Annotated in this window: 22 protein-coding genes and 1 pseudogene; 14 read left to right on the top strand and 9 right to left on the bottom strand. The window is 69.6% G+C overall.

Features of this window, described 5'->3' with window-relative positions; all coding sequences use genetic code 11:
* Positions 1-38 precede the first annotated feature (38 nt).
* Positions 39-1,637 carry a ribosomal protection-like ABC-F family protein gene (gene abc-f, locus G9U51_RS03695; RefSeq protein WP_166193336.1) on the top strand — a complete coding sequence of 533 codons (1,599 nt, stop codon included), beginning with the start codon at positions 39-41 and terminating at the stop codon, positions 1,635-1,637.
* Positions 1,638-1,963: 326 nt separating this feature from the next.
* Here abc-f and G9U51_RS03690 read toward each other — a convergent pair whose 3' ends face one another.
* A complete protein-coding gene (locus tag G9U51_RS03690; protein ID WP_166193333.1) occupies positions 1,964-2,209 on the bottom strand; it encodes a hypothetical protein in 246 nt (81 codons plus the stop codon).
* A 22-nt stretch (positions 2,210-2,231) separates the two neighbouring features.
* On the opposite strand from G9U51_RS03690, the pseudogene G9U51_RS17970 reads away from it, so the two are divergent.
* From G9U51_RS17970 to G9U51_RS03675, 4 genes and pseudogenes are all read left to right on the top strand, one after another.
* Positions 2,232-2,651: pseudogene (locus G9U51_RS17970) on the top strand (DUF6318 family protein); the annotation flags it as partial.
* Positions 2,648-3,577: a hypothetical protein gene (locus G9U51_RS03685; protein WP_166193330.1), complete on the top strand. Its 930-nt coding sequence runs from the start codon at positions 2,648-2,650 to the stop codon at positions 3,575-3,577. The pseudogene G9U51_RS17970 and the gene G9U51_RS03685, both read left to right, overlap by 4 nt.
* Before the next feature lie 70 nt (positions 3,578-3,647).
* A complete protein-coding gene (locus G9U51_RS03680) occupies positions 3,648-5,603 on the top strand; it encodes an HNH endonuclease signature motif containing protein (protein WP_166193327.1) in 1,956 nt (651 codons plus the stop codon).
* Positions 5,604-5,868: 265 nt separating this feature from the next.
* Complete coding sequence (locus G9U51_RS03675) at positions 5,869-7,725, top strand: ABC transporter ATP-binding protein (RefSeq protein ID WP_166193869.1); 1,857 nt, start codon at positions 5,869-5,871, stop codon at positions 7,723-7,725.
* Positions 7,726-7,753: 28 nt separating this feature from the next.
* On the opposite strand, the gene G9U51_RS03670 is transcribed toward G9U51_RS03675, so the two are convergent.
* A complete protein-coding gene (locus G9U51_RS03670; RefSeq protein WP_166193324.1) occupies positions 7,754-8,548 on the bottom strand; it encodes an SURF1 family cytochrome oxidase biogenesis protein in 795 nt (264 codons plus the stop codon).
* 34 nt (positions 8,549-8,582) lie between these two features.
* Between G9U51_RS03670 and moaA the strand changes: the two genes are divergently transcribed.
* On the top strand, positions 8,583-9,578 hold the full coding sequence (gene moaA / locus G9U51_RS03665) for a GTP 3',8-cyclase MoaA (RefSeq protein ID WP_166193321.1): 996 nt from the start codon (positions 8,583-8,585) through the stop codon (positions 9,576-9,578).
* A gap of 20 nt (positions 9,579-9,598) precedes the next feature.
* Here the strand turns inward: moaA and G9U51_RS03660 are convergent, their stop codons facing one another.
* Positions 9,599-9,892 carry a DUF3099 domain-containing protein gene (locus G9U51_RS03660; RefSeq protein WP_166193318.1) on the bottom strand — a complete coding sequence of 98 codons (294 nt, stop codon included), beginning with the start codon at positions 9,890-9,892 and terminating at the stop codon, positions 9,599-9,601.
* A gap of 118 nt (positions 9,893-10,010) precedes the next feature.
* On the opposite strand from G9U51_RS03660, the gene fabG reads away from it, so the two are divergent.
* Genes fabG through G9U51_RS03645 form a run of 3 tightly spaced genes read left to right on the top strand, consistent with a single transcriptional unit; the run spans position 10,011 to position 13,722 of the window.
* Entirely contained in the window at positions 10,011-10,724 is a 714-nt protein-coding gene (fabG, locus tag G9U51_RS03655) for a 3-oxoacyl-ACP reductase FabG (RefSeq protein ID WP_166193315.1), read from the top strand.
* 13 nt (positions 10,725-10,737) lie between these two features.
* Positions 10,738-11,499, top strand: a complete 762-nt coding sequence (gene fabI, locus G9U51_RS03650; protein WP_166193312.1) for an enoyl-ACP reductase FabI — start codon at positions 10,738-10,740, stop codon at positions 11,497-11,499.
* A gap of 27 nt (positions 11,500-11,526) precedes the next feature.
* A complete protein-coding gene (locus G9U51_RS03645) occupies positions 11,527-13,722 on the top strand; it encodes a tetratricopeptide repeat protein (protein WP_166193309.1) in 2,196 nt (731 codons plus the stop codon).
* On the opposite strand, the gene G9U51_RS03640 is transcribed toward G9U51_RS03645, so the two are convergent.
* The 5 genes from G9U51_RS03640 to glgC are packed head-to-tail and all read right to left on the bottom strand — an operon-like array spanning position 13,719 to position 19,928.
* Complete coding sequence (locus tag G9U51_RS03640; protein ID WP_207947988.1) at positions 13,719-14,234, bottom strand: general stress protein; 516 nt, start codon at positions 14,232-14,234, stop codon at positions 13,719-13,721. The genes G9U51_RS03645 and G9U51_RS03640 overlap by 4 nt on opposite strands.
* On the bottom strand, positions 14,234-17,080 hold the full coding sequence (gene cphA, locus G9U51_RS03635; protein WP_166193306.1) for a cyanophycin synthetase: 2,847 nt from the start codon (positions 17,078-17,080) through the stop codon (positions 14,234-14,236). Before cphA ends, G9U51_RS03640 begins: the two co-directional genes overlap by 1 nt.
* Positions 17,081-17,090: 10 nt before the next feature.
* Positions 17,091-17,975 (bottom strand): cyanophycinase, encoded by an 885-nt coding sequence (locus tag G9U51_RS03630; protein WP_166193303.1) that lies wholly within the window; start codon positions 17,973-17,975, stop codon positions 17,091-17,093.
* Positions 17,962-18,681, bottom strand: coding sequence for a phosphoserine phosphatase SerB (serB, locus tag G9U51_RS03625; RefSeq protein WP_166193300.1), 720 nt, complete (start codon positions 18,679-18,681; stop codon positions 17,962-17,964). The genes G9U51_RS03630 and serB overlap by 14 nt, the downstream gene beginning before the upstream one ends.
* On the bottom strand, positions 18,678-19,928 hold the full coding sequence (glgC, locus tag G9U51_RS03620; protein ID WP_166193297.1) for a glucose-1-phosphate adenylyltransferase: 1,251 nt from the start codon (positions 19,926-19,928) through the stop codon (positions 18,678-18,680). Before glgC ends, serB begins: the two co-directional genes overlap by 4 nt.
* Positions 19,929-20,011: 83 nt before the next feature.
* On the opposite strand from glgC, the gene glgA reads away from it, so the two are divergent.
* Positions 20,012-21,217 (top strand): glycogen synthase, encoded by a 1,206-nt coding sequence (glgA, locus tag G9U51_RS03615; protein WP_166193294.1) that lies wholly within the window; start codon positions 20,012-20,014, stop codon positions 21,215-21,217.
* A gap of 10 nt (positions 21,218-21,227) precedes the next feature.
* Here the strand turns inward: glgA and G9U51_RS03610 are convergent, their stop codons facing one another.
* Positions 21,228-21,986: a hypothetical protein gene (locus tag G9U51_RS03610; protein WP_166193290.1), complete on the bottom strand. Its 759-nt coding sequence runs from the start codon at positions 21,984-21,986 to the stop codon at positions 21,228-21,230.
* Between the two features lie 32 nt (positions 21,987-22,018).
* On the opposite strand from G9U51_RS03610, the gene G9U51_RS03605 reads away from it, so the two are divergent.
* The 4 genes from G9U51_RS03605 to G9U51_RS03590 all read left to right on the top strand — a co-directional run bounded on the left by G9U51_RS03605 (position 22,019) and on the right by G9U51_RS03590 (position 25,239).
* Positions 22,019-22,804, top strand: coding sequence for an ABC transporter ATP-binding protein (locus G9U51_RS03605; RefSeq protein WP_166193286.1), 786 nt, complete (start codon positions 22,019-22,021; stop codon positions 22,802-22,804).
* Positions 22,805-22,858: 54 nt separating this feature from the next.
* The gene (locus G9U51_RS03600) at positions 22,859-23,623 is read left to right on the top strand and encodes a sulfite exporter TauE/SafE family protein (RefSeq protein WP_166193283.1); all 765 of its coding nucleotides are present in this window, start codon (positions 22,859-22,861) and stop codon (positions 23,621-23,623) included.
* Complete coding sequence (locus G9U51_RS03595) at positions 23,620-24,351, top strand: TSUP family transporter (protein ID WP_166193280.1); 732 nt, start codon at positions 23,620-23,622, stop codon at positions 24,349-24,351. The genes G9U51_RS03600 and G9U51_RS03595 overlap by 4 nt, the downstream gene beginning before the upstream one ends.
* A gap of 78 nt (positions 24,352-24,429) precedes the next feature.
* A complete protein-coding gene (locus tag G9U51_RS03590) occupies positions 24,430-25,239 on the top strand; it encodes a TrmH family RNA methyltransferase (RefSeq protein ID WP_166193277.1) in 810 nt (269 codons plus the stop codon).
* Positions 25,240-25,313: the final 74 nt, after the last annotated feature.

Here is a 25,313-nt window from a genome sequence, read left to right as displayed (position 1 = left end):
CTGGCCTGGACGGCCGACCGACGAGGAGTGCGCGAGCAATGATCACCGCCCAGGCGATTGAACTGCGCGCGGGCTCGCGGCTGCTGCTGGAGGGTGCGAGCTTCCGGGTGGCACCCGGGGACCGGGTCGGACTGGTGGGCCGCAATGGCGCCGGCAAGACCACGCTCACCAAGGTGCTGGCCGGTCAGGCGCTGCCCGCCGCGGGCACGGTGACGACCTCGGGCGAGGTCGGTTACCTGCCGCAGGACCCGCGCACCGGTGACCTCACGATGCTGGCGCGCCATCGCATCCTGTCGGCCCGCGGCCTGGACACGGTGCTGCGGCAACTGCGCGAAGCCGAGGCGGAGATGGGCAGCGAGCAGGACGGCATACGGGATAAGGCGATGAAGCGGTACACGCGGCTGGACGCGGAGTTCACCGCGCAGGGCGGGTATGCCGCCGAGTCCGAGGCCGCCTCCATCGCGTCCTCGCTCGGCTTGCCCGAGCGCATCCTTGACCAGCCGCTGCAGACCTTGTCCGGCGGGCAGCGACGGCGGGTGGAGCTGGCGCGGATCCTCTTCTCCGGGGCCGAGACGCTGCTGCTGGACGAGCCGACCAACCACCTGGACGCCGACTCGATCCTGTGGTTGCGCGATTACCTCAAGGCCTACAAGGGTGGGCTGATCATCATCAGCCACGACGTGGAGATGCTCGAGACGGTGGTGACGCGGGTGTTCCACCTGGACGCCAACCGGTCCGAACTCGACATCTACAACGTGGGGTGGAAGGCCTATCTGGCGCAGCGCGAGACCGATGAGCGGCGGCGACGGCGTGAGCTCGCGAATGCGCAGAAGAAGGCGTCCGCGCTGCTCGCGCAGGCCGACAAGATGCGCGCGAAGGCGACCAAGGCCACCGCCGCGCAGAACATGGCGCGTCGCGCCGAGCGGTTGCTCGCTGGCGTCGAGGGGGAGCGGCAGCACGATCGGGTGGCCAAGCTGCGGTTCCCGACGCCCGCACCCTCGGGCAAGACGCCCTTGCGGGCCACCGGACTGTCGCGGTCGTATGGGTCGTTGGAGATCTTCACCGATGTGGATCTGGCGATCGATCGCGGCTCGAAGGTCGTCGTGCTGGGGCTCAACGGTGCGGGTAAGACCACGCTGTTGCGGCTGCTGTCCGGGCTCGACACTCCCGACACCGGTGCGGTCGAGCCGGGGCACGGGCTCAAGCTCGGTTACTACGCGCAGGAGCACGAGAACCTCGACCTTGAGCGATCAGTGCTGGACAACATGAAGTCCGCGGCGCCGGATCTGGGGGAGACCGAGGTGCGCAAGGTGCTCGGCTCGTTCCTGTTCAGCGGCGACGACGTGGAGAAGCCGGCGCGGGTGCTGTCCGGTGGTGAGAAGACCCGGCTCTCGCTCGCGCTGCTGGTCGTGTCCGCGGCGAACGTGCTGTTGCTCGACGAGCCGACCAACAACCTCGACCCGGCCTCGCGCGAAGAGATCCTCGGTGCCCTCCGGGCGTATGCCGGGGCCGTCGTCCTCGTCACCCACGACGAGGGTGCGGTGCAGGCGCTCGAACCGGAACGGGTGCTGCTGCTGCCGGACGGGGTTGAAGACCTATGGGGTCCGGACTACCTGGACCTGGTCACCCTCGCCTGACGCTTTGCCTCCTCGTCGCTGCTCGGGCCGTCGCCGCCGCGCGAGCGGGTGGTTATCGCCGCGCGAGCGCGCGGCGAGGCGGCTCGGCATACGGGCTCGGCTCAGTTCCGCTCAGTTCGGCTCAAGGACGACGACGGTGGCCCCGCCGAGGTGTCTTCGCTCGTAGCCGTAACAGATGTGACCTGCGGGACATCCGTGACACCACCACTTGTGGATAACTCCGGTCTTGACCAAGTCCTTACTCACAGATTTCTGGTGGCCAAGGACATTTGGGTGCGAAGTGGGCACTATCGAGGGACGTTCACCCGAGGAGGGCCGGCGTTCCGTCACGGCGCGGGCTGGAGGAGGTCATCGATGGGTGCAAGGAAGGCCACGCGAGAGAGGTATGGCGCGGTGGCTGTCGCGTTGACGTTCGCGCTCGCCCTGTCGGGGTGTTCCGGCGGGGCGAAGGGGTCGACATCGAGCCCGCCCCCTCCGAGTTCGGCAACGTCGACGAACTCGTCCTCGAGTTCATCGACGGCCAGTCCGACGAGCACGGCGAGTAGTTCGAGTGCTCCCACGTCGTCGAACACTGCGGCGGGGGCTCCTGGGGTACCTGAGCCGGCACGTCAGCACACCGATGCCGGCGCAAAGGCGTTCGTGGGGTATTACCTAGCATTGATCAACTCAACTGGGAGCAAGCCAGAGACCGGCAAACTTGAGCCGTTGGCGAAGAGTACCTGCAAAAGCTGCGCAAACTACGCGGGCAATGTGAAGGAGCTGGTAGCTAGAAGCGCACGCAACAGCGGGCCAGCGCTGACGCTTCATGAGATCGCACAGACGCCCGAGAAGGACCCAAATGTGTGGGAAGCATGGCTCGATCAGAACGCCATTAGCGTCGTGGATACAACCGGTGCCGTTTTGACCTCCTATCCACTGCAGGAGAACCTCGGTCTAGTGTTCTTTCTGAGTTGGACTCCTGCAGGCTGGCGCGTCGGAGAGATTCAGGTGGACGAGTCAAGGAGGCGCCGGTGAGGACGCGGGTGGCCGCGATGGGCGCTTCACTTGCGGTCGCCATTATTGCTAGCCCGCAGGCAATTGCATCTCCAGGATTACCAAACTTGTGCGGGGTCAATCGTTGCGGCTTCGGCGGCGGTGGTGTCTATGTCGGCTTGAGTGAGGCGCAGACCCGCGCCCTCCCGCCGAAGGGCTCGGGGACGATCAACCGCGGTGGGAAGCCGGTGCGAGTGACCGCACCATACGAGTATCAGACTGTTCTGGAATGCCCGGGCAACGCACCCGGTGCAGGCGGTAATGACAACGGATGCACTCAAGCCTATACGCGATGCGCGAGTGTGCCGAATGCCGAAGGGCCGTATTCGCGAATCTATCGGCGGTTGACCGACCCCGCTACGGGCGTGGGACCGCCCGACGAATCATGGGACTTCGTGAATAGAACCTGCTGGCCGACGCTGGTACCCAACAACACCGGGAAGCCGCAACTGACGCTGTCGATGATCAAGGCGCAGTGGACGCGCACGCCGTTCGCGAAACCAACGTTGGTGATTCAACCACCGAATGGCCGAACGCTGATCACGCTGCCGACCTATTTCCAGCAGGCCTTTTCGGTTACCGGATATCAACCGGACGAAGTCCGCTCGGTTACCCTCCTCGGTCGCCAGGTCCGCATCAAGCCGACGTTCAAGGCGAATGTGTTCGATTTCGGTGACGGCACGTCATACGGCCCGACGAAATCGGTCGGCGGTCCATACCCAACCGGTGACGTCACGCACGCTTACACGGCGAAGGGCACGGTCAGCGTGCGGGTAACCACGACCTATGGCGGTCAGTATTCGGTCGATGGCGGCCCCTGGACCGACATCCCCGGCACGGTGAACATCGTCGGACCGGCCCAGCAACTGCAGGTCCTCACCAGTCGCAACGAACTCGTCAACCAGTAGTCGCCGGGCGGCGCGGGGGCGCATTTGCGCAGGTCAGGAGGCTGTCGGTGGTTGGTTCTAGAGTTCAGTTATGGCCTTCAAGAGTGCTCCGCCGACACCCTCCCCCCGGGAGTCGGCGCGGGCTGCCTTCGAGGCTTCGGCGACCGGAGATGCCTTCGCCGCCGAGGTGCTGGCCAGTGCGCGAGCAGCCACCGGTGCCGAGGGTCTGAGCGCTCGCCTCGCCGCCTGCCAGTTGCTGCTCGGTGATTGTTTCGACGCCCTCCGCGGGGGTCACGTCGCGGGCGAGCCGTCTAATTCGCTGCGTGAGACGTATGCCGAACTCGTGCTCACTACTCAGCAAGTCGCCAACGCTGCCGGCGCTGCCCAGCAAATCGCTCTCGCCAGGTTCGCCGCCGTGGTCGCCGACGAAGACCCCGAGACCGGTGAGGTCCGCGAGACCGAGCACAGCCTCGGCCACGTCGAGGAATTCGCCGCCGACGAGCTTGCGCCGATCATGCACTGGACGGCCCGCACCGCAGGCAACCGCGTCCAAGATGCTGCCGCGGTGGTCACCAAGACACCCCGGCTGCTGGCGGCCGCAGGAGAGGGCGCCATTGACATCTGGCGGGTCACCGCGATCGCCGACGAGCTGTGCAACGCCAGCCCCGACACCTGCCGCCGGGTCGAAGACGCGCTGATGGAGCGAGGCGTCTGCCAGTGGACGCCCCGACGAGCCCAGCGCGCGGCACGGTCCCTCGTTGAACGGTTCGAAGCGGATGCAGCCAAGAAGGCGCAAGAACGCACGATCCGAGAGCGGCTGGGGCTCTGGTTCGAGCCTGGTCGGGAGCGCGGTCTGTCCGATCTCCACGCGACCATGCGAGCCGAGGACGCAGCCCGCCTGGAGACGGCGCTCGAATCCCACGCCCGCGAGCTCCACCGCGCCAACACCACCGGCAAGACGCTCTCCGAATGCCGAGTCGACGCACTCATCGACCTCGCGACCGGCAACTCCCGCATCAATGCGCACTTCATCGTGCACGTCCCGGTCGAAGGCCTCGCAGACGACGGCGACCAGACCGACAGTGAGCAGACCGATGCGGCGAATGCCGAAAGCTGCCGGCACGCTCAGCCCACCGGCGGGGGAGGCCGCCGGGCCGAGAGCGCGTGCCCAACCGGGGTGGTGCCTGAGCCAACGCCAGACGAGCCCGAGGACTGGCCGTTCGACCCGGAAGACAGTGACTCGCCGTTCGACCGGAATGACGCTGCGGCAGAAGCGGATTGGGCGGCGGCCTTCGATCGATGGTGGGAGCGGGCGAACACCGAAGGCACCCCCGAACACGAGGCCCTGCAGCGACAGTCCGCGTATGCCGAAAGCCACGAGGGCGATGGTCATGACGATGGCGCGCCACCACCGGGCATGTCCTGGGACGACTGGCTGGCTCACCTCGACCGGGAAAGTCAGCAGTGGTTCGAGGCCGTGCCCGACCTGTGGCCCGAGCCACCCCCGGACGATGACGAAACGTCAGGTCAGCGGCATACCTGCGGCACCACGGAGGCCGACATCGACGGCGTGATCCCTGGAGTCGGGGTGATCCCTGCGCACATCGTGAGACAGCTGATGCGGAACGTCGACACCCGGATCGGGCGTGCCCTGGTCGACGCCCGCACCGGGGTGGTGCTCTCCACGACGACCACCGTCTACCGGCCGAGCGGCACGATGGCCGAATTCGTGCGCACCCGCGACGGGCACTGCCGGTTCCCCGGCTGCCTTGCTCCCGCGCGATCCTGCGACCTCGACCACGTCATCCCCTGGCAACGGGGTGGACCCACGACGCCCACGAACCTGCAATCGCTGTGCCGGCACCACCACCGGCTGAAGACCGACACTTCCTGGCGAGTCACGATGACCGATACGGGCGTCTGCACCTGGACCAGTCCCCTCGGACGCACCTATGTGACCACGCCCGACGGGCCCTTCGACCTGACGAGCGCCGCCCTCGGCCGGCGCACCGAGAACGCATCACAGCCGGCCCGCATCACTGCCTGACCGAGATCGGCGCGGAATGCCCGGAGGGCCGCCACTGTTGTCGGTTCCGGCGTGCAGGCTTCACCCCCACGGGCAAAGTGCTCGCAGCCCGGACAACGACGACGAGACCAGCATGCTTGCTGCGTCGAGCACGACGACGTTGCGAGCTGCGTCGAGCACGACGTCGCGGCGAGCACGACAACGTAGCGAGCGCGGCGACGCTGCCGGCTGCGTCGAGCACGACAACGCAGCATTCACACAACCGGAAGGTGCACCCACAGTGACGATGGGCTGGATGGCGATGCGTTCGCTGACGCAGGACTCGTCAGTGAAGAACACCAAGCTCAAGCCCGGCACCACCAAGCGCGTCCTCGGCTACGCCGGCCCCTACAAGCGCCAGCTGGCCATCTTCCTCGTCCTCGTGGTGCTCGACGCACTCCTCGTCGTCGCCACCCCGTTGATCCTCAAGGCGATCGTCGACGACGGCGTCCAGCAGCACAACACCGGCCTGGTGATCCAACTCGGCATACTCGCCGGCGTTGTCGCGATCGTGGACGCAGCGTTCAGCGTGGGGGAGCGCTGGCTCTCGGCCACCCTCGGCGAAGGCCTGATCTACGACCTGCGCCGCGAGGTGTTCAGCCACGTGCTGCGTCAGCCCATCGCGTTCTTCACCCGCGCACAGACCGGTGCGCTCGTCACCCGGCTCAACTCCGACGTGATCGGTGCGCAACAGGCCTTCACCTCGGTCATGTCCAATGTCGTCTCCAACGCTGTCGGACTGCTCGTGATCGTCGTCGCGATGGCGACCCTCTCCTGGCAGCTGACCCTCGGCGCGCTGATCCTCGTGCCCCTCTTCCTCATCCCCACGCGCATCATCGGCCGCCGCCTCGCCGGCCTGACCCGCGGCCAGATGGTCGAGAACGCCGATCTCGGCGCCCGCATGACCGAGCGGTTCAACGTCGCCGGCGCGCTGCTGGTGAAGCTCTTCGGCCGCCCCGCCCAAGAGGACCAGGAGTATGCCGAGCGCGCCGCCAAGGTGCGCGACCTCGGCGTGAGCATCGCGGTGCAGCGCTCCATCTTCCTCGTCGGCCTGACGCTGCTCGCCTCCCTTGCGACCGCGCTCATCTACGGCGTCGGCGGTGTCATGGCGATCAACGGGCAGCTCACGGTCGGCACCCTGCTGGCCCTCGCCGCCCTGCTCGGCCGGCTCTATCTGCCCCTGACCCAACTGTCGAATGTGCGCGTCGACGTCATGACCGCCCTGGTCAGCTTCGAGCGCGTCTTCGAGATCCTCGACCTGCGCCCGCTCGTCGCCGAGAAGCCGGACGCCGTGCCCCTTCCGCGCGGTCCGCTCGACGTCCGCCTGGACCACGTGTCCTTCAGCTACCCGCACGCCGACCAGGTGTCGCTGGAATCCCTGGAGACCACCAGCCGGGACAAGGGCGACGGCAGTCTCGTGCTGGACGATGTCAGCTTCACCGCCGAGCCGGGCAGTGTGGTCGCGCTCGTTGGCCCGTCCGGTGCCGGCAAGACCACAATCACCGGCCTGGTCGCCCGGCTCTACGACCCGACCCAGGGCAGCGTGCACATCGGCGGGGTCGACCTGCGCGACGCCACCTTCGAGTCCCTGCGTGACCAGGTCGGGGTGGTGACCCAGGAGGCACACATGTTCCACGACACGATCCGCGCCAATTTGCTCTACGCCCGCCCCGACGCCACCGACGCGCAACTCGAAGAAGCCCTGCGCGCCGCGCATGTCTGGTCACTCGTCGAGCGGCTGCCTCTCGGCCTCGACACCCTCGTCGGCGACCGCGGCCACCGCCTCTCCGGCGGCGAGAAGCAGCGCCTCGCCATCGCCCGACTGTTGCTCAAGGCCCCCTCGGTGCTGATCCTCGACGAGGCCACCGCCCACCTCGACAGCGAGTCCGAGATCGCCGTCCAGCGCGCCCTCGACAGCGCCCTCAAGGGCCGCACCGCCCTCGTCATCGCCCACCGCCTGTCGACCATCCGCAACGCCGACACGATCCTGGTGGTCGCCGGTGGCCGGATCGTCGAGAGCGGACGGCATACCGAACTGCTCGCGCGAGGGGGACTGTATGCCGACCTCTACCGCACCCAGTTCGCCCAGGCGGACTCCGCCTAGGGCAGGTGGGCGGCGCCGGCGAGCGCGCTCACGCGTCCTCCTCGTCCCAGATCCGCACCTTGCGCTCCTTGGGCGCCTTCGCGCGCCCGGTGGCGTCCAGGTGCTCCCTGCGGGCCCGGGCCAGCACGAAGCCGAACCCGGCAACGATCCCCAGCCACCACTGCAGCGCATAGCTGAAGTTGATCCAGGCCGACGTCCCGAGGTCGGGCGGCGGCAGGAGGGTCGCCCGCTCGATCGCCGCACCCGTCGCGGCCCGCTCGCTGCGCACCAGCACATAGGCGTTGTATGCCGATCCGCCGACCTGGGCGGACAGCTCCGGAAGGTTGATCGACGCGGCCTGCCCGGGCACGACGGGCTTGCGCAGCGACGGCTCTCCCGCTCGCACCCAGCCCACGACGGTGAGGGCACCGGCCGGGGTGGCCGGCACCTTGTCCGGAGCATTCGCGTTCGGCCCGTTCGGAAGCCAGCCCCGGTCCACCAGCACTCGGCCACCGTTGGTCAGCACGAAGGGCACCACGAGTTCGTAGCCATAGTTACCACTGTTAGGCCGGTTGCGGATCAGCACACGGGAGCCGGTGTCGTACTGCCCGCTGAGCCGCACCTGCCGCCATACGGTGTTCCGCGGGAGGGGAGCGCCCGGTGCCACCACCGACGACAGCGGCACCGCCGGGGCGTCGTAGTTGGTGCGGATGAGTTGCTGGGCGGCGTGCCGGCTCTCGAACCGGTGCCACTGCCAGCGTCCGAGGAAGAGGCACGCCGTCGCCCAGACCGCGGCCACGGCCAACCACGCCAACCAACGACGGGTGAGCAGCAGCCGGAACACGTGGGCGACGCTACCCGCACGTACCCTGGTGTTCATGCACCGGACCTCGCCCGCGACCGCTCTGGTCGACACCTTCGGTCGGGTCGCGACCGATCTGCGCGTGTCGGTGACCGATCGGTGCAACCTGCGCTGCACCTATTGCATGCCGGCCGAAGGCCTCGACTGGCTGTCCAAGCCGGAGCTGCTCACCGATGACGAGATGGTGCGGGTCATCGACATCTTCACCCGGCTCGGCGTCACCCAGGTGCGCTTCACCGGCGGTGAGCCGCTGGTGCGCCGATCGCTCGTCAGCATCGTGCAGCGGGTCGGTCAGCTTGAGCGTGCGCCGCGAATGGCGTTGACCACCAATGGAATTGGCCTCGACCGCTTGGCTCAGCCGCTCAAGGACGCCGGCCTGCACCGGGTCAATGTCTCGCTCGACACCGTCTCGCCGGAGCGCTTCGCCGAGATCACCCGGCGCGACCGGTTCCACGATGTCGAGCGCGGGCTCAAGGCGGCCGCCGACGCCGGCCTCGCCCCGGTCAAGGTCAACGCCGTCGCCCAACCAGGGGATGACCCGGCCGACCTTCTGCAGTGGTGCCTGGAGCGTGGCTATGCCCTGCGCTTCATCGAGCAGATGCCGCTCGACGCCGGCCACCAGTGGACGCCGGGCAAGGTCGCATCGCGGGAGGATCTGCTGGCGGCCCTGCGCCGGCGCTTCCGGCTCACCGAGGTGCCCGCCCGCGGCTCGGCGCCCGCCGAGCTGTTCCACGTCGACGGTGGCCCGGAGACGGTCGGCATCATCGCCAGCGTCACCGCCCCCTTCTGCGGTGCCTGCGACCGGGTCCGGCTCACCGCGGACGGTCAGGTGCGCAACTGCCTGTTCGCCCGCGAGGAGGGCGACCTGCGCACCCCACTGCGGGACGGCGCGAGCGACGACGAACTCGCCGACCTGATCCGGGCCACGATGTGGCGCAAGGCAGCCGGCCACGGCATCGGCACCCCGGAGTTCGTCCAGCCCGACCGACCGATGTCCAGCATCGGCGGCTGAACCGCGCCGGGCAGGTTGGGCTACTTGTGGCCCAGTTGCTTGCGGGCCTCGTCCGGCCGCACCGCGCCCAGGACGTCGATCCGCCGCTGGTTGGTCGCATTGGCGATGACGACCGCGATATACGGCAGCACGACAGCCAGTGCGACGCACACCCAGCGCAGCCACCCGGTGAACACCACCGCGAGCACGAAACACACCGTGCGGATGGACATGGAGATGAGGTACTTGTGCATGCGGGAGGCCTGGTCGTCCTGGGGACCGGCCGGAAGATTGGTCGCCGACGGCACCTCAGGGGCAGGGGTCCGGGCGCGCATACCCTCAAGCTTAGGTCGCCCGCTCCCGCCCCGTGGATGAGGCCGTCGGCGGTCTGCCGGGGCGCCGAGCGGGCTGGCGAATTACGGCTACCCCGCGGTAGTCGATAGCGTCCGAGTCATGACTCAGCCCCGACGCGTCCTGATCACCGGAGGCAACCGCGGCATCGGCCGTGCGATCGCCGAATCCTTCGTCGCCGCAGGGGATTCGGTCGCCATCACCTCCCGCGACGGCAGCGGTCCCGAGGGCGCCACCGCCATCGCCTGCGATGTCACCGACAGTGCCTCGGTCGACGCCGCCTTCGACGAAGCGGAGCAGGCCCTCGGCGGCCCGGTCGAGGTGCTCGTCGCCAACGCCGGCATCACCGACGACGGGCTGCTGATGCGGATGTCGGACGAGAGCTTCGCCAAGGTCATCGACACCAACCTCGCCGGTGCCTTCCGCTGCGTGCGCCGAGCCAGCAAGGGCATGATTCGCCTGCGCCACGGCCGGATCGTGCTGATCTCGAGCATCGTCGCGGTCACCGGTGGCCCCGGCCAGGTCAACTACGCCGCTTCCAAGGCCGGCCTGATCGGTATGGCGCGCTCGATCACCCGCGAACTCGGCGGCCGCGGCATCACGGCCAATGTGGTCACCCCCGGCTATATCGACACCGACATGACCCGCGGTCTGCCCGAGGCGCAGCGCGAGGCCTTCGTCGCGGCCACCCCCGCCGGGCGTTTCGCCCAGCCGGAGGAGGTCGCCGCGGCGGTGCGATTCCTCGCGAGTGACGACGCGGCATACATCTCCGGCGCCGTGCTGCCCGTTGACGGCGGCCTCGGCATGGGCCACTGAAAGGATTCGCGATATGGGACTGCTCGAGGGCAAGAAGCTGCTGATCACCGGTGTGCTGATGGATTCCTCCATCGCCTTCCACGTCGCCAAACTGGCTCAGGAAGAAGGCGCGCAGGTCGTGCTGACCTCGTTCGGGCGCACGATGAAGATCACCAGCACGATCGCCAAGCGACTGCCACAGCCGGCGCCGGTGATCGAGCTCGATGTCACCGACGCCGAGCACCTGGCCACCCTCGCCGACCGGCTCAAGGAACACCTCGACGGTCTCGACGGCGTGCTGCACTCGATCGGCTTCGCCCCGCCGGGCGCGTTCAACTTCATGGAGGGCAGCTGGGAGGACGTCGCCACCGCGGTGCAGGTGTCGGCCTACTCCCTCAAGGCCCTCGCCGCGGCGACCCTGCCGCTCATGCCCGACGGAGGTGCGCTCGTCGGGCTCACCTTCGATGCCAAATTCGCCTGGCCGGTCTACGACTGGATGGGTGTCGCCAAGGCGGCCTTCGAGTCGACCAACCGTTATCTCGCCCGGGACCTCGGCCCCCAGCAGATCCGCTGCAATCTGGTCGCCGCCGGCCCGATCCGCACCACGGCCGCCAAGTCCATCCCCGGCTTCGAGGCCTTCGAGCAGGTCTGGGACGAGCGCGCCCCGCTCGGTTGGGATGTGCGCGACCCGGAGCCCGCGGCCCGGGCGTGTGTCGCGCTGATGTCCGACTGGTTCCCCGCCACCACCGGCGAGATCCTGCACGTCGACGGCGGTGTGCACGCAATGGGCCAGTGAGCTCGCCGGCTCACTAAAGTCGGCCCCATGACCGACGACACGGTGGCCGTCACCGAGGCCAGGGTGCTCGAAGGCCCCAACCTCTACTTCCCGCGGCCCGCCGCCAAGCTGGTCCTGCGCCTGCCCGGCTATCTGTCGGCACCGGCCGACGACGTCGCCGCCGTCGCCAGCGCCGTCGGCGTGCGCGCCCGGCGGGTCGGCGAACCGGGCAGCGAACTGCGTCAGCGCGTCATGGTGCGCCTCGCCGAGCGCGCCCTGCGGCTGATCGCCACCGCGGCGGGCACCTCCCGCCTCGCCGTCCGCTCACGCGTCGGGGAACACCCCGACGAGGTCGTCGTCGCCTTCCCGTTGCGCACCCGCGAGCGCGCCGCCGGTATGGCGTCCGCCCTCACCCAGGTGCTCGCCGGCCTACTTGCGGCCCGAGGGGAGGGGCTGGAGCAGATCGTGCAACCGGCCGGCGATGCGTTGCGGCAGGCCGACGCCGGCGAAACACTGCGTCCGGCCCGGCCCAAGATCCCCGTCGTCGCCGTCACCGGCACCAACGGCAAGACCACCACTACCCGACTGATCGCCCACCTGGCGATGTCCGCCGGCCGCCGCACCGGCTGGAGCTCCACCGACGGCGTGCTGGTGGACGGGGTGGAACTCGAGCACGGCGACTACTCCGGCCCGGCCGGTGCACGCACCGTGCTGGAGGCGGATGGCGTCGACTTCGCGGTGCTGGAGACCGCTCGTGGCGGCATGCTCTTCAAGGGCCTTGGGACGGCATACAACGACGTCTCCGTGGTCACCAACGTGAGCGCAGATCACCTGGGACAGAACGGAATTCACACCCTCGACCACCTCGCCGAGGTCAAGGCGATCATCACCCGGGTGACCCGGCCGAGCGGCTGGGTGGTGCTCAACGGCGACGACCCGCGGGTGTGGGCGATGCGTGCGGGGGCCAGCGCTCCGGTGTGGTGTTTCTCGCTCGACCCGGCGTCGCCGGCGCTGCGCGATGCCCTCACCGCGCACGGCCGCGGCATCACGGTGCTCGACGGCACCATCGTCGTCCTCAAACCGGGGGAGACCCCGAGCCGGCTGATCGACGTCGTCGACGTGCCGATGACCCTCGCCGGATTGTCCCGGCACAATATGGCCAACGCCCTCGCTGGCGCGGCGGCCGGGCTCGGTGCCGGGCTGCCGGCCGAGGCGGTGATCGAGGGTCTGCGCACCTTCGCCCCCGACGCCCAGCACAACGCGGGCCGGATGAACACCTACACCCTGAGCCTGGCGGGCGGCGGCGAGGTCACCGTCATCCTCGACATGGCCCACAACGAGGGCGGCCTCGAGGCACTCCTGGAGGTCGCGAGCGGGCTGCGCCAGCCGGGCGCCTCGGTGATCCTGGGCCTTGGCACCGGTGGCGACCGGACCGACGACATCCTGCGCAACCTGGGTGAGCTGGCCGGCCGCGACGCCGACCGGGTGCACATCCAGCACAAGGAGAAATACCTGCGCGAGCGCACCATGACCGACCTGGAGGCCAAGCTCGTCGAGGGCCTGGCCCGCGTCGGGGTCACCCCGGTGTCCAGCTCGCCGACCGAACTCGAAGGCCTCCAGGCACTGATCGCCGACGCCCACGACGGTGACGTGCTCGCGCTGATGACCCACCAGAGCTGGTCCCAACTGCACCAGTGGTTGCTCGATCAGGGCGCTCAGCCTGATGACGCAAAGGCGTTGCGGCACAAGGTGATTGGTGCCCGTGGCGAGCACGAGGCGCAGGACCGGATCACCGCCCTCTGGCAGATCGAAGATCCCTACGACCGCATCGCCGCGGGGGAGGCGCTGCTCGCCGATTACCCCACCGACGCGCGAGTGCTCTACGAGCACGCCGGCACCTTCGACAGTGCGGGAGAGGAGGAGGCCGCGCTCACGGCATACGACCGGGCCCTGGCGACGGGACTGCGGGAGCCGCACCGGCGCCGAGCGCTGATCCAGAAGGCCTCCACCCTGCGTCATCTCGGCCGGCTGGAGGAGTCGTTGGCCATCCTCGACGAACTCCGTGCGGCGTGGCCGGACAACGAGGCCGTCGCCGTCTTCCGGTCGCTGACGCTGCACGACCTCGGCCGCGACGCGGACGCCCTCGGCGACCTGTCCCGGTGGCTGGTCGCGCACTCCACCGATGTCGACGTCGAGCGTTACCGCCGCTCGCTCACCCGGTTCACCGGCGAGATCGGCTCCTAGCGGCCGTATTTGAGTTGGTAGCGGGCGTACAGCTCGCCGGCCTGCTGCATCACCTGGGTCTGCACCTGCACCAGATAGGTGTCCGCCTCCACCGTGCTCACCGACGCGAAATCGCGCTGCCCACGGGTCGCGGCCTGCGCGGCGAAACCGAAGACCGCACCCCAGATCGCGCCCAGCACGGCCGCGCCGGCGACGACGGCGAGAAAGTTGGCATCGGTGAACAACGCCATCAGCAGGCCGATGAGCACACCGAACCACAACCCGGAGGCGGCACCGGCGAGGGCCGCCTTGCCGTTGGTCATCCGGCCGACGACCTGCTCGACCGAGTGCAGACCGCGCCCGACGATCTGCACGTGCTGGACCGGGAAGCCCTCGTCGGACAGGTAGTCGACCAGGCGCTGCGCCTGGGCGTAGTCGGGATATTCGGCGAGCACCTGGTGCGGCTCGTGCGAGGGCGTCACCGGCCCGCGGGCACCGGGCGCGCCCGCTCCGGGAATCGGTGGCTGGGTCATCAGATCTCCTCCGTGGTGTGGTTGTCGAGCACGGCACGTAGCTGCTGGTCGTCGTCGGCCATCCGGCGTTCGGCCGAGGTGGTGAGTTCGGCCGGGTCGAGATCCGGATCGCCGAGGTGCTCCTCGGTCGAGCGCGCCCCCGCCTGTGCCCGGCGGCCGAACTCCTCGAGCTCGGCCAGCACCTTGGCGTGCTGGTCGACGCACAACACGACCACATCGCCGGCATTGGCCCGCAGGACTGCGTGCCGGGTGGCTTCGAGTTCGTTGAGCACGGTGACGACCTGCCGGCACCGAGCCCCCTCATCGATGGCCTGCTGGGCACCCTCGAGCAGCAGGGTCGCCGACTCACCCGGCGCGCGGCGGCGCAGGTTGTCGTCCTCCCGGACGATGAGCACATCGAAGTGACGCGCGGCGATCCGGCCGAGCTCGCGAATGTCGTCGTCGCGTCGATCGCCCGGTGCCCCGACCATGCCGATGCGGGAGATCCGGTGGTCGGTCGCCTTCTGCCGCTGCCCGACATACCGCTCGACGAACTCGCCGAGTTGCTCCATCCCGGGCGGGTTGTGGCAGTAGTCGACGAAGATCTCCGCGCCGCGGATGTCCACCTTGTTCAGCCGCCCGGGCGACAGATAGTAGGAGGTGTCGAAGGTCCGCAGACCCTGCCGTATGTCGTGCAGCGGGGCTCCCGCGGCGAAGGCCGCCCCGGCGGCCGCGAGCGCATTGGCGACATTCATCCGGGCGGCGCCACCGAAGGTGGCGGGCAGCAGGTGGGTCCAGGCGAGCGGCATGGAGCGGCGACCCTGCTTGAGCACGATCATCTCGCCGCGGTCCGAGGGCTCGAGCACCACCGCACGGGCACCACGCCGGCAGCGTTCATCGATGAAATCGCGCACCGCCGATCCCGGTGCCGCCATCGAGAACCACACGATCGTGCCGCTGCAGCGCCGCCGCATCCGGCGCACGTGCGGGTCGTCGGCGTTGAGCACCGCGAAGCCGTCGCGTGGCACGGCTTCCACCACCACGGCCTTGACGTCGGCGAGTTGCTCGAGGGTGTCGATGCCCCGCATCCCGAGGTGGTCGGGGGCGATATTGGTGACCACGGCGATGTCGTTGCGGTCATAACCGAGGCCCTCGCGCAGGATGCCGCCGCGCGCCACCTCCATCACCGCGAAATCGACCCGCGGGTTCTGCAGCACCATCTTGGCCGAGCGCGGTCCGGACGCGTCGGCCTTGATGACCAGCCGCTCATCGATCACGATGCCGTCGGTCGAGGTCATCCCGACCTTGCGGCCGACGCCTTTCATGATGTGCGCAAGCATCCGCGAGGTCGTGGTCTTGCCGTTGGTGCCGGTCACAGCGACGATCGGCACCCGTGAGGGCGACCCGGGCGGGAACAGCAGGTCGACCACCGGCTTGGCGATGAACTGCGGCTCACCGACGGTGGGATGGGTGTGCATCCGGAAGCCGGGCGCCGCGTTGACCTCGCAGATCGCTCCACCGGTCTCGCGGACCGGGGCAGTGATGTCGGGGCAGATGAAGTCGATGCCGGCGACATCCAGCCCGATCATCCGGGCGGCTTCCTCGGCGATCTCGACGTTGTCCGGGTGCGCGTCGTAGGTGCGGTCCACACTGATCCCGCCGGTGGACATATTGCCAGTGAGCGCGAGCTTCACCATCACGCCCTCGCCCGGCACATCGTCCATACCGAAGCCCTGCTCGCGCACGAGCGCGACCGCGGCGTCGTCCACGGTGATGCGGGTGAGCACCTTCTCGTGGCCGATCCCGCGGCGCGGGTCGGCGTTGGTGATCTCGACGAGTTCGCTGACCGTATGCCGGCCGTCCCCAACCACGTGCGCGGGCACACGTTCGGCGATCGCGGCCATCCGGCCGCCAATGATGAGACAGCGGTAGTCCTTGCCGGTGATGAAGGATTCCACCTGCACCACACCGCGCCGGGACTGTTCCTCGGCGAGCGGGAAGGCGGCCCGCACCTGCTCCTCGTCGCGCAGGTCGAGGCACACCCCGCGCCCGTGGTTGCCATCCAATGGCTTGACGACGACCGGGAAACCGATCCGTCGCGCTGCGGCCACCGCACCGTCGGCGCTGCGCACCGTCTCGGCCTTGGGCACGGGCAGGCCGGCCGAGCCGAGCAGCGTGGCGGTGAGGTTCTTGTCGCCCGCGATATCCACGGCGAGCGCCGAGGTGCGCGAGGTCATCGTGGCCCGGATCCGCTGGGCGTGGACGCCTTGGCCGAGTTGCACGAGCGAGGCGCCGTTGAGCCGGGTGTAGGGGATATCCCGGCTGACGGCCTCCTCGATGATGGCCGCGGTCGAGGGCCCGAAGGCATAGCGGGCGGCGCGGGCGAGGAAGGCCTCCAGCTCGGCCGGGAAGTCGAAACCCTCCTCGGCGCTCACCAGATGGTTGACCAGCCGCACCGCGAGTTCTCCGGCGGCCAGGCCGACCCGCTCGTCGGTGAAGCCGTAGATCACGTGGTAGACGCCGCGGCGGCCCTGCACCCCGCGGGTCTTGCCGCGGCGCAGGTCGTGGCCGGCCTCCTGCTGCAATTGCAGGGCGACATGCTCGGCGACATGGCCCAGCCAGGTGCCATCGCGCAGCCGCTCGACGAAACCGCCGCGCACGCCGCGGCTGCAGGTGTGGCTCTCCAGCCCGGGCAACAACCTCAGCAGGGCGTCGGTGAAGCCCGGCAGCCGGTCGGTGGGGAAGTCCTCCAGCGAGCCCAGATCGACCACCAGGTGGATCGCCTGCTCGTAGGACCAGACATTCGGCCCGCGGTACACCCGGCTGCTCTCGATCCGCAGATCGGGAGCGGCGTGTTCCTCACTCATCGAGCCTCCTTCAGTGCCGCAGCGCCGCGGCCGCGGCGGCGGTGTCGTGCCGATCCCGGCCGGCGGCGACGGCGAGGTCGGCATACTTCTCGACGAAGTCGGTGAGGGTCGCGGTGCGCAGGTCGAAGGTGGCGCCGAACGGCAGGGTGTGCACGACGGCCCCGCTCACGAGCAGCGGCGCATCCCGGCGGGCCTCGTGCGCGTCGGTGGTCGCGCGCCGCGCGTCGACGACGAAGACCGCGCCGGAGCCGACCACGGTCAGCTGCTCACCATCGGTGATCTCGGCGGCGGTGTCCTCGTCGATGCCCATGCCGAGCAGCGACGGCGAGCCGGCCACGAGCGACAGCAGCCGGCCATAGCGGGCCCGCTGGTCGAAGTGCTGGTCGATGATCACGCCGGGCAGCAGACCGAGCCCGGCGGTGAGCTGGCTGGAGCGCTGGCGCGGCGTCACGCCCTCGTCGCCCATCGAGATCATGAACTGGCTCATGATCGAGGCGCCGGCCGAGGTGCCCGCGACGACGGCGCCGCGATCGTGTGCGCGCAGCAGTGCCTCGCCGAGCGGAGTGCCGACGATCAGCTGGGACAGCTTCAGCTGGTTGCCGCCGGAGAGGAAGACCCCGGTCGCCTCGTCCACCTGCCGCACCAGGTCTTCGCTGGAGCTCTCCACCCGGGTGCGGGGATTGACCGCGGACACCTCGGCACACCCGAGACGGGAGAAGACCGTCGAATACACCTCGACGACCTCGTCCGGCACCGACGACGCGGTCGGGATGACGCAGATGCGCGCCCGCCGCCCGCCGGCGAGGCGGACGAACCGCCGCAGCACGGTCACCCGGCCCACCTTGTCCTCGGCGCCGCCGATGATGAGCAGGGATCGTGTTTCAGCCTTGGGCATGACCGGATTCTAGGGAGGCTTCGGCCCAGTCCTTCCGGGGCACTCCGAGCAGGGTCAACACCTCGGCGAGACTCGCCTCGATGTTGTGGCGCACCTGGGCGCGCACCACGGGCTTGGCCCGCCAGGCGACCGCGAGTCCGGCCGCGCCCAGCATGAGCAGGTCGTTCGCTCCGTCACCGACCGCGACCGTGCGCTCCAGCGGTATGCCGTCCGCGCTCGCCCAGCCGCGCAGCATCCGTTCCTTCTCGGCGGCGTCGACGACCTCGCCGAGGACCCGGCCGGTGAGCTTGCCGTCGGACACCTCGAGGCGGTTGGCGCGCACGTGGCGCACCCCGAGCCGGTCCGCGATCGGTTGCACGATCTCGGCGAAGCCACCCGAGACCAGACCGGTCGGCCAGCCGTGCTGGCTCACCGTGGCGAAGAGGGTTTCGGCGCCGGGGGACAGGCGCACCTCGGCCGTCACCCGGTCCAAGACCTCGACCGGCAGGCCGGCCAGGGTGGCCACCCGGGCGTGCAGGCTCTGGGCGAAGTCCAGCTCACCGCGCATGGCACTCTCGGTGACGCGGGCGACCTCGTCCTGCGATCCGGCATACGCGGCGAGAAGCTCGATGACCTCCTGCTCGATCACCGTGCTGTCGACATCGGTGACGAGCAGTCCCGGCTGGCTGAGGCCTAGCGGACGGCGCCCGGGCACAACGGGTTTCACGAGGTGACGACCGCTCCCTTGCCGATGACGACCAAGCCGGAGTCGGTGACGGTGAAGCCGCGTGCCCGGTCGTAGTCGTGGTCGATGCCGACGTCCACGCCCTCGGGAATCGTGACGTCCTTGTCGATGATCGCGTGGTGGATCCGGCAGCCGCGGCCGATGTCGACATTGTCGAGCAGCACCGAGTCGGTCACCTCGGCGAAGGAATGGGTGTGGACGTTCTGGGACAGCACCGAGTTGTGGATGGTGGAGCCACTGACGATGCAGCCGGGCCCGACCATCGAGCTCACCGCGAAGCCCATCGAGTCCGATGCGCCGTAGACGAACTTCGGCGGCGGGAAGTAGCCGGGGTCGGTGCGGATCGGCCAGGAGTAGTTGTAGACATTGAAGATCGGGTGGATCGAGATCAGGTCCATGTGCGCGTCGAAATAGGAGTCCAGCGTCCCGACATCGCGCCAGTAGCCGCGGTCGCGGTCGGTGGCGCCGGGCACCTCGTTGTCGCGGAAGTCGTAGGCATGCGCCTCACCATTGCCGACGAAGGCGGGGATGATGTCGCCGCCCATGTCGTGATTGCTGTCGGCGAGCTCGGCATCGTGGGTGACCGCCTCGACCAGCGCGTCCGCGTCGAAGACGTAATTGCCCATCGAGGCGAGGATCTCCTCCGGGTTGTCCGCGAGCCCCACCGGGTCGGACGGCTTCTCGCGGAAGGCGCCGATGCGCCCGCTGCCGTCGCCGGTGAGCTCGATGACGCCGAACTGGTCGGCCAGCGAGATCGGCTGCCGGATCGCCGCGACGGTCGCCTTGGCGCCGGACTCGAGGTGCCGATCGACCATCTGGCTGAAGTCCATCCGGTAGACATGGTCGGCGCCGACGACCACCACGATGTCGGGTCGCTCGTCCTGGATCAGGTTGAGGCTCTGGTAGATCGCGTCCGCCGAGCCGGAGAACCACTGCTTGCCGCGGCGCTGCTGCGCGGGCACGGGAGCCACGTAATTGTCGAGCATCGTCGACATCCGCCAGGTCTTGGTGACATGCCGGTCGAGGCTGTGCGATTTGTACTGCGTGAGCACGACGATCTTGAGGTAGCCGCTGTTGACCAGATTGGACAGGGCGAAGTCGATCAGCCGGTAGACGCCACCGAAGGGCACCGCCGGCTTGGCCCGGTCACGCGTGAGGGGCATCAGTCGTTTGCCCTCGCCGCCGGCGAGCACGATGGCGAGGATCCTGGGTCCTGAGCGCGCAACCATGGAGCCCAACCTACGGTGAGCGACCGGGCGTGGCGAGAGAACAGGCCTGCCGTTCCACGGTGCGGGAGCGATAGCGTCGCTCCATGCGGGTCGACGTGGTCACCAAGGAGTACCCACCGAATATCTATGGCGGAGCCGGAGTGCACGTCGCCGAGCTGGTGCGCGCGCTGCGCGCCAATGGGCAGCAGACGATGGTGCGGGCCTTCGGTGAGCCGGTGCGGGAGCCGGACACCTTCGGGTATGCCGAGCTGCCCGAGCTCGCCGAGGCCAATGCCGCCTTGCGCACGCTCGGGGTGGATCTGCCGATCGCCCAGGACTGCGCCGGCGCCACGCTGGTGCACTCGCACACCTGGTATGCGAACATGGCCGGCCAGCTCGCCTCGCTGCTGCACGACATCCCGCATGTCGTCACCGCGCACAGCCTCGAACCGCTGCGCCCGTGGAAGGCCGAGCAGCTCGGTGGCGGCTATGCGATCAGCTCGTATGTCGAGCGCACGGCCTACGCGCACGCGGCGGCGGTGATCGCGGTTAGCGACGGCATGCGCCGGGATGTGCTGGCCAGCTATCCCGACCTCGACCCGGCCAAGGTGCGGGTCGTGCACAACGGCATCGACTCCGAACTGTGGCGGCGCGACGACTCCGAGACTGCGCGAGAAGCGTTGCGCGCCAAGGGAATCGACCCCGACCGCCCCAGCGTGGTCTTCGTCGGCCGGATCACCCGGCAGAAGGGCCTGCCCTATCTGCTGCGTGCCGCGCGCTCACTCGACCCAGCGGTGCAATTGGTGCTCTGCGCGGGAGCGCCCGACACCCCGGAGATCCTCGCCGAGGTCGAAGGGCTGGTCGACACCCTACGCGGTGAACGCGACGGGGTGGTCTGGATCGCCGACATGCTGCCGCGCGCCGAGATCATCGGAATCCTTTCGGCCGCAACGGTTTTCGTCTGCCCGTCGGTCTACGAACCGCTCGGCATCGTCAACCTCGAGGCGATGGCCTGCGAGGCGCCGGTGGTCGGCACCGCGACCGGTGGCATCCCCGAGGTCGTGGCCGACGGCGAGACCGGCTGGCTGGTGCCGATCGAGCAGGTCACCGACGGCACCGGCACCCCGGTCGACCCCGACCGGTTCGTCGCCGACCTCGCCGAGGCACTCAACGCCGCCGTCGCCGACCCGGCCGAGGCCCGCCGACGGGGCGTCGCCGGCCGCCGCCGGGCCGAGCGGGAGTTCGCCTGGGACGCGATCGCCCAGCGCACCCTGCAGGTCTACCGCGAGGTCGTCGACGCCTGGCAGTAGGGCGAAACGCCTAGTGCGACAACGCCGTTCGGTGACCGGCGATGGTGAGCGCGGCCAGGTTGGTCGCGTCGGCCAGGGCGGCATCGGCCGCGACCTCGAGCCGTCGCAGCACCGCCGCCCGTGCCGAATGCGCCGCGGCGGACCCGGGCAGGTCGTCATTCGTGGCGGCCTCGCAGGCTTGGGCGATGAGCGCCGCGCGCTGCACCACGGCCACGGCACGCCCCGGCATACCGGCGGGGAGGGACCACGACAGGTCCACCTGCGAGACCGACTCGCGCGATCGCGCGCCACTCCACGGGACGACCTCGAGGTCGTCGAGTTCCGTTGTGGCAGAGCGGATCTGCTCCAGCAGTCCCCGCTCGATCTCCGAGGGCGTCAGCATCTCGACACGGTGCAGGGGCACCGGATCGGTGTCATAGGCCGTCAGCTCGATCTGCCAGCCCGGCTCCTGGCTGGAGCCGTATGCCGACACCACCGGCACCAGCGCTCCGCCCAGGGAGGGCACGTAGACGCATTCGCCGGCGTCGACCGCGGCGCCGACGAAGGCCGACGACCCGCGCGGGAGGGCTTCGGGCTGGCCCGGGTGGGGGAGCGCGCACAACAACACCTGCTCACCGAGCGCGGGCCACAACTCGAGCCGGTCCACCGCCCCGCTGACGTCGTCGATATCGGGCAGGGCGCGGGTGAGCGCCTCGGGCGGGGTGCACCGGCCGGACCAGGCGGCAGTCACCCACAGGCTGAGGCGCACGGAGGCGGGCAGGCAGGTCACCGCACGATGGTAGGCGGATAGGGTCTGGGGCCATGAGCGATGTGCTGGCTCTCGCCGAGGTGAGTGTTGTCCGTGGCGACAAGTCGTTGCTCGATCAGGTCAGCTGGGAGGTCGAGGAGGGCGAGCGCTGGGTCGTGCTCGGGCCCAATGGTGCCGGCAAGACCACGCTGCTGCAGATCGCCTCCGCGCGCATGCACCCCACGACCGGAGTCGCCGGCGTGCTCGGTGAGGTGCTCGGCGCGGTCAACGTCTTCGAGCTGCGCCCCCGCATCGGCCTGGCATCGGCCGCGATCGCCGAGCGCATCCCCGGTGACGAGCTCGTGCGTGATGTGGTGGTCACCGCGTCATACGGCATCGTCGGACGGTGGCGCGAGGAGTACGACTCGCTCGACCACGAGCGGGCGGCCGAGTTGCTCGACCAGCTCGGCGCGAGCCACCTGCTCGACCGGCGCTACGGCACGTTGAGCGAGGGTGAGCGCAAGCGGGTGCAGATCGCCCGCGCGCTGATGACCGACCCCGAGTTGCTGCTGCTCGACGAGCCGGCGGCGGGCCTCGACCTCGGCGCGCGGGAAGACCTGGTGCGCCGCCTCGGCGACCTGGCGCAGGACACCGACGCGCCCGCGCTGGTGCTGGTCACCCACCATGTCGAGGAGATCCCGCCCGGTTTCACCGACCTGCTGCTGCTGCGCGACGGCCAGGTCGTGGCGCAGGGCCCGATCGAGACGACCTTGACCGCGGAGAACCTCTCCCGGGCCTTCGACACGCCGCTGGAGTTGCAGCGGCACGGCGACCGGTGGAGCGCCCGCGCCGCGCGCTGAGCCCAGCCTGAGACGGGTGCGATCGGCGCCCTGCCGGATCGCTACCGTGGCCCGGTGACCCTGACCCATGCGCTGCTGATCCTGCTGGCCGGTATGGCGGCCGGCACCATCAACACCATCGTCGGCTCGGGCACGCTGGTCACCTTCCCGACGCTGCTGGCCTTCGGCTATCCGGCCGTGGCGGCCAATGTCTCCAACTCCCTCGGGCTGGTCGCCGGTGGCATCTCCGGCACGATCGGCTACCGCAAAGAACTCGCCGGCGCCGGCGCGGACATCCGCCGCCTCGCGCCCATGTCCTTCCTCGGTGCGATCACCGGTGCACTGCTGCTGATCTGGCTGCCCGCCTCGGCGTTCGACGCGATCGTGCCGGTGCTGATCCTGCTCGGCATCGTGCTGGTGATCGCCGGGCCGCGCCTGCAGCAGTGGGCCAAGGCGCACCACGCCGATCACGAGAGCACCGGCCGGCGGGTCGCGCTCGGCCTCGGTGTCTTCGGCGCGGGCGTGTATGGCGGCTACTTCGGCGCCGCCCAGGGCGTGCTGCTGATCGGGCTGATGAGCGTGCTGATGGCTGCACCGCTGCAGCGCATCAACGGCCTGAAGAATGTGCTGTCCACGATCGTCAACGCGGTCGCCGCCCTCACCTTCCTGGTCATCGCGCTGGACAAGGTCGACTGGGCGGTGGCCGGACTGATCGCGGCCGGCTCGCTCATCGGCGGCGTCATCGGCGCCCGCGTCGGGCGACGATTGCACCCCAACGTGCTGCGCGCCTTCATCGTCATCGTCGGCGTCGTGACCGTCGTCTGGCTGCTCACCAAGTGATCGCCGAGCACGACCTGGTGCCGATCGTGGTGCTGGGCCTGATCATCGCGTTCGGTGCGCTCGTGCAGTCGGTGGTCGGCTTCGGCCTGGCGGTGGTGGCGGTGCCGTTCATGGTGCTCATCGCGCCCGACCTGCTGCCGGGCGCCATGCTCGTCACCTCGCTCGCGCTGCCGGCATGGGAGCTGATCAGCGGTCCGCGCGATGTGGACTGGCAACACTGGTGGTGGGCGATCGGCGGCCGGGTCGCGCTGATGCCGGTCGGGGTGTGGCTGGTCGCGCACGCCTCGTCGTCGGCGATCGCGCTGATCGTCGGCGTGCTGGTGCTGGCGGGCGTCGCCGGCTCGCTCTGGGCGGTCGACCTGCGCCCCACGCCGGGTGGCGCGCTCGCCGCGGGCGCGATCACCGGGATCAGCGGCACGGCTGCCTCGATCGGCGGACCGTTCCTCGGGCTCGTCCTGCAGCACGAACGCGCCAGCCGGATCCGCTCCACGCTCGCGATGTTCTTCGTCGTGGGAGCGGCGACGGCGCTGCTGGGTTTGGCCGTCGGTGGTCAGCTGCGCCACGACCAAATCGTGGTGGGCCTGGCCTGGGTGCCCTTCGTGGTCGCCGGTTCGGCGCTCGCCGTCCCCTTGCGTCGTCGTATGCCGGAAGCCGCCATGCGCCGCGCCGTCCTGGTGCTCGCCGCGACCGCGGGCGCGGTGGTCATCGTCCGCGCGATCGTCTCCTGACTGCTTCGACAGCCGCGACCGAGGCCGGCATCCGCACACGCTGTGGTCGTCGGATCGCCGCGACCTAGGCTGACGCCCGTGCCGATCACCGTGACCGACCCCCGCGACGAACGGCTGCGGGACTATTTCGGGCTCACCGATGTCGCGCTGCGCCGCGTCCTCGAACCCGAGCAGGGGCTCTACCTCGCCGAATCGGAGAAGGTCATCCGGCGCGCCCTCGCGGCCGGGCATCGCCCGCGTTCCTACCTGATGGCGCCCCGCTGGCTGGACGACCTCGGTGACCTGGTCGCGGCAGCCGAGGCGGACGGCATACCGGTGTATGTCGGGGACCCGGCCGTGCTGGAGGCGATGACCGGCTTTCACCTGCACCGCGGGGCGATGGCGAGCATGCACCGGCCGGTCCTGCCGGTGTGGGAGGACCTCGTGCCGGCCAGCGGACGGCTGCTCGTGATCGAGGATGTCGTTGACCACACCAATGTCGGGGCGATCTTCCGGTCGGCAGCGGCGATCGGAGTGGATGCGGTGTTTGTCACGCCACGGTGCGCCGACCCGCTCTACCGGCGCAGCGTGCGGGTTTCCATGGGCACGGTCTTCCAGGTGCCCTGGACCCGGATCGAACCATGGCCCGACGCCGTCACCCGACTGCGCGAACTCGGCTGGCGGGTGGCCGCGCTCGCCCTGTCGAAGGACGCGATCTCCCTCGACGAACTGGCTGCGGCGCCCGGCGAGCGACTGTGCTTGGTGCTCGGCACCGAAGGCGATGGCCTGTCCCGGCGGACCCTGTCAGTGGTCAGTGATGTGGTGTCCATCCCCATGCGCGGAGAGGTCGACTCGCTCAATGTCGCGGCGGCGTCGGCGGTGGCGCTCTGGGCGACGCGGGCCCACTGACAGCCGATCCATAGCTAATCCACCGACCCGGACACGCCGCCTCGGGCCGCCCGAGGACTAGCGTCGAGCGCAGG

Origin of the sequence: Metallococcus carri, assembly GCF_011440275.1 — a bacterium.
Classification (GTDB): domain Bacteria; phylum Actinomycetota; class Actinomycetes; order Actinomycetales; family Dermatophilaceae; genus Metallococcus; species Metallococcus carri.
The sequence above is the reverse complement of the archived record's forward strand: the minus strand, read 5'-3'. Positions and strand labels throughout refer to the sequence as shown.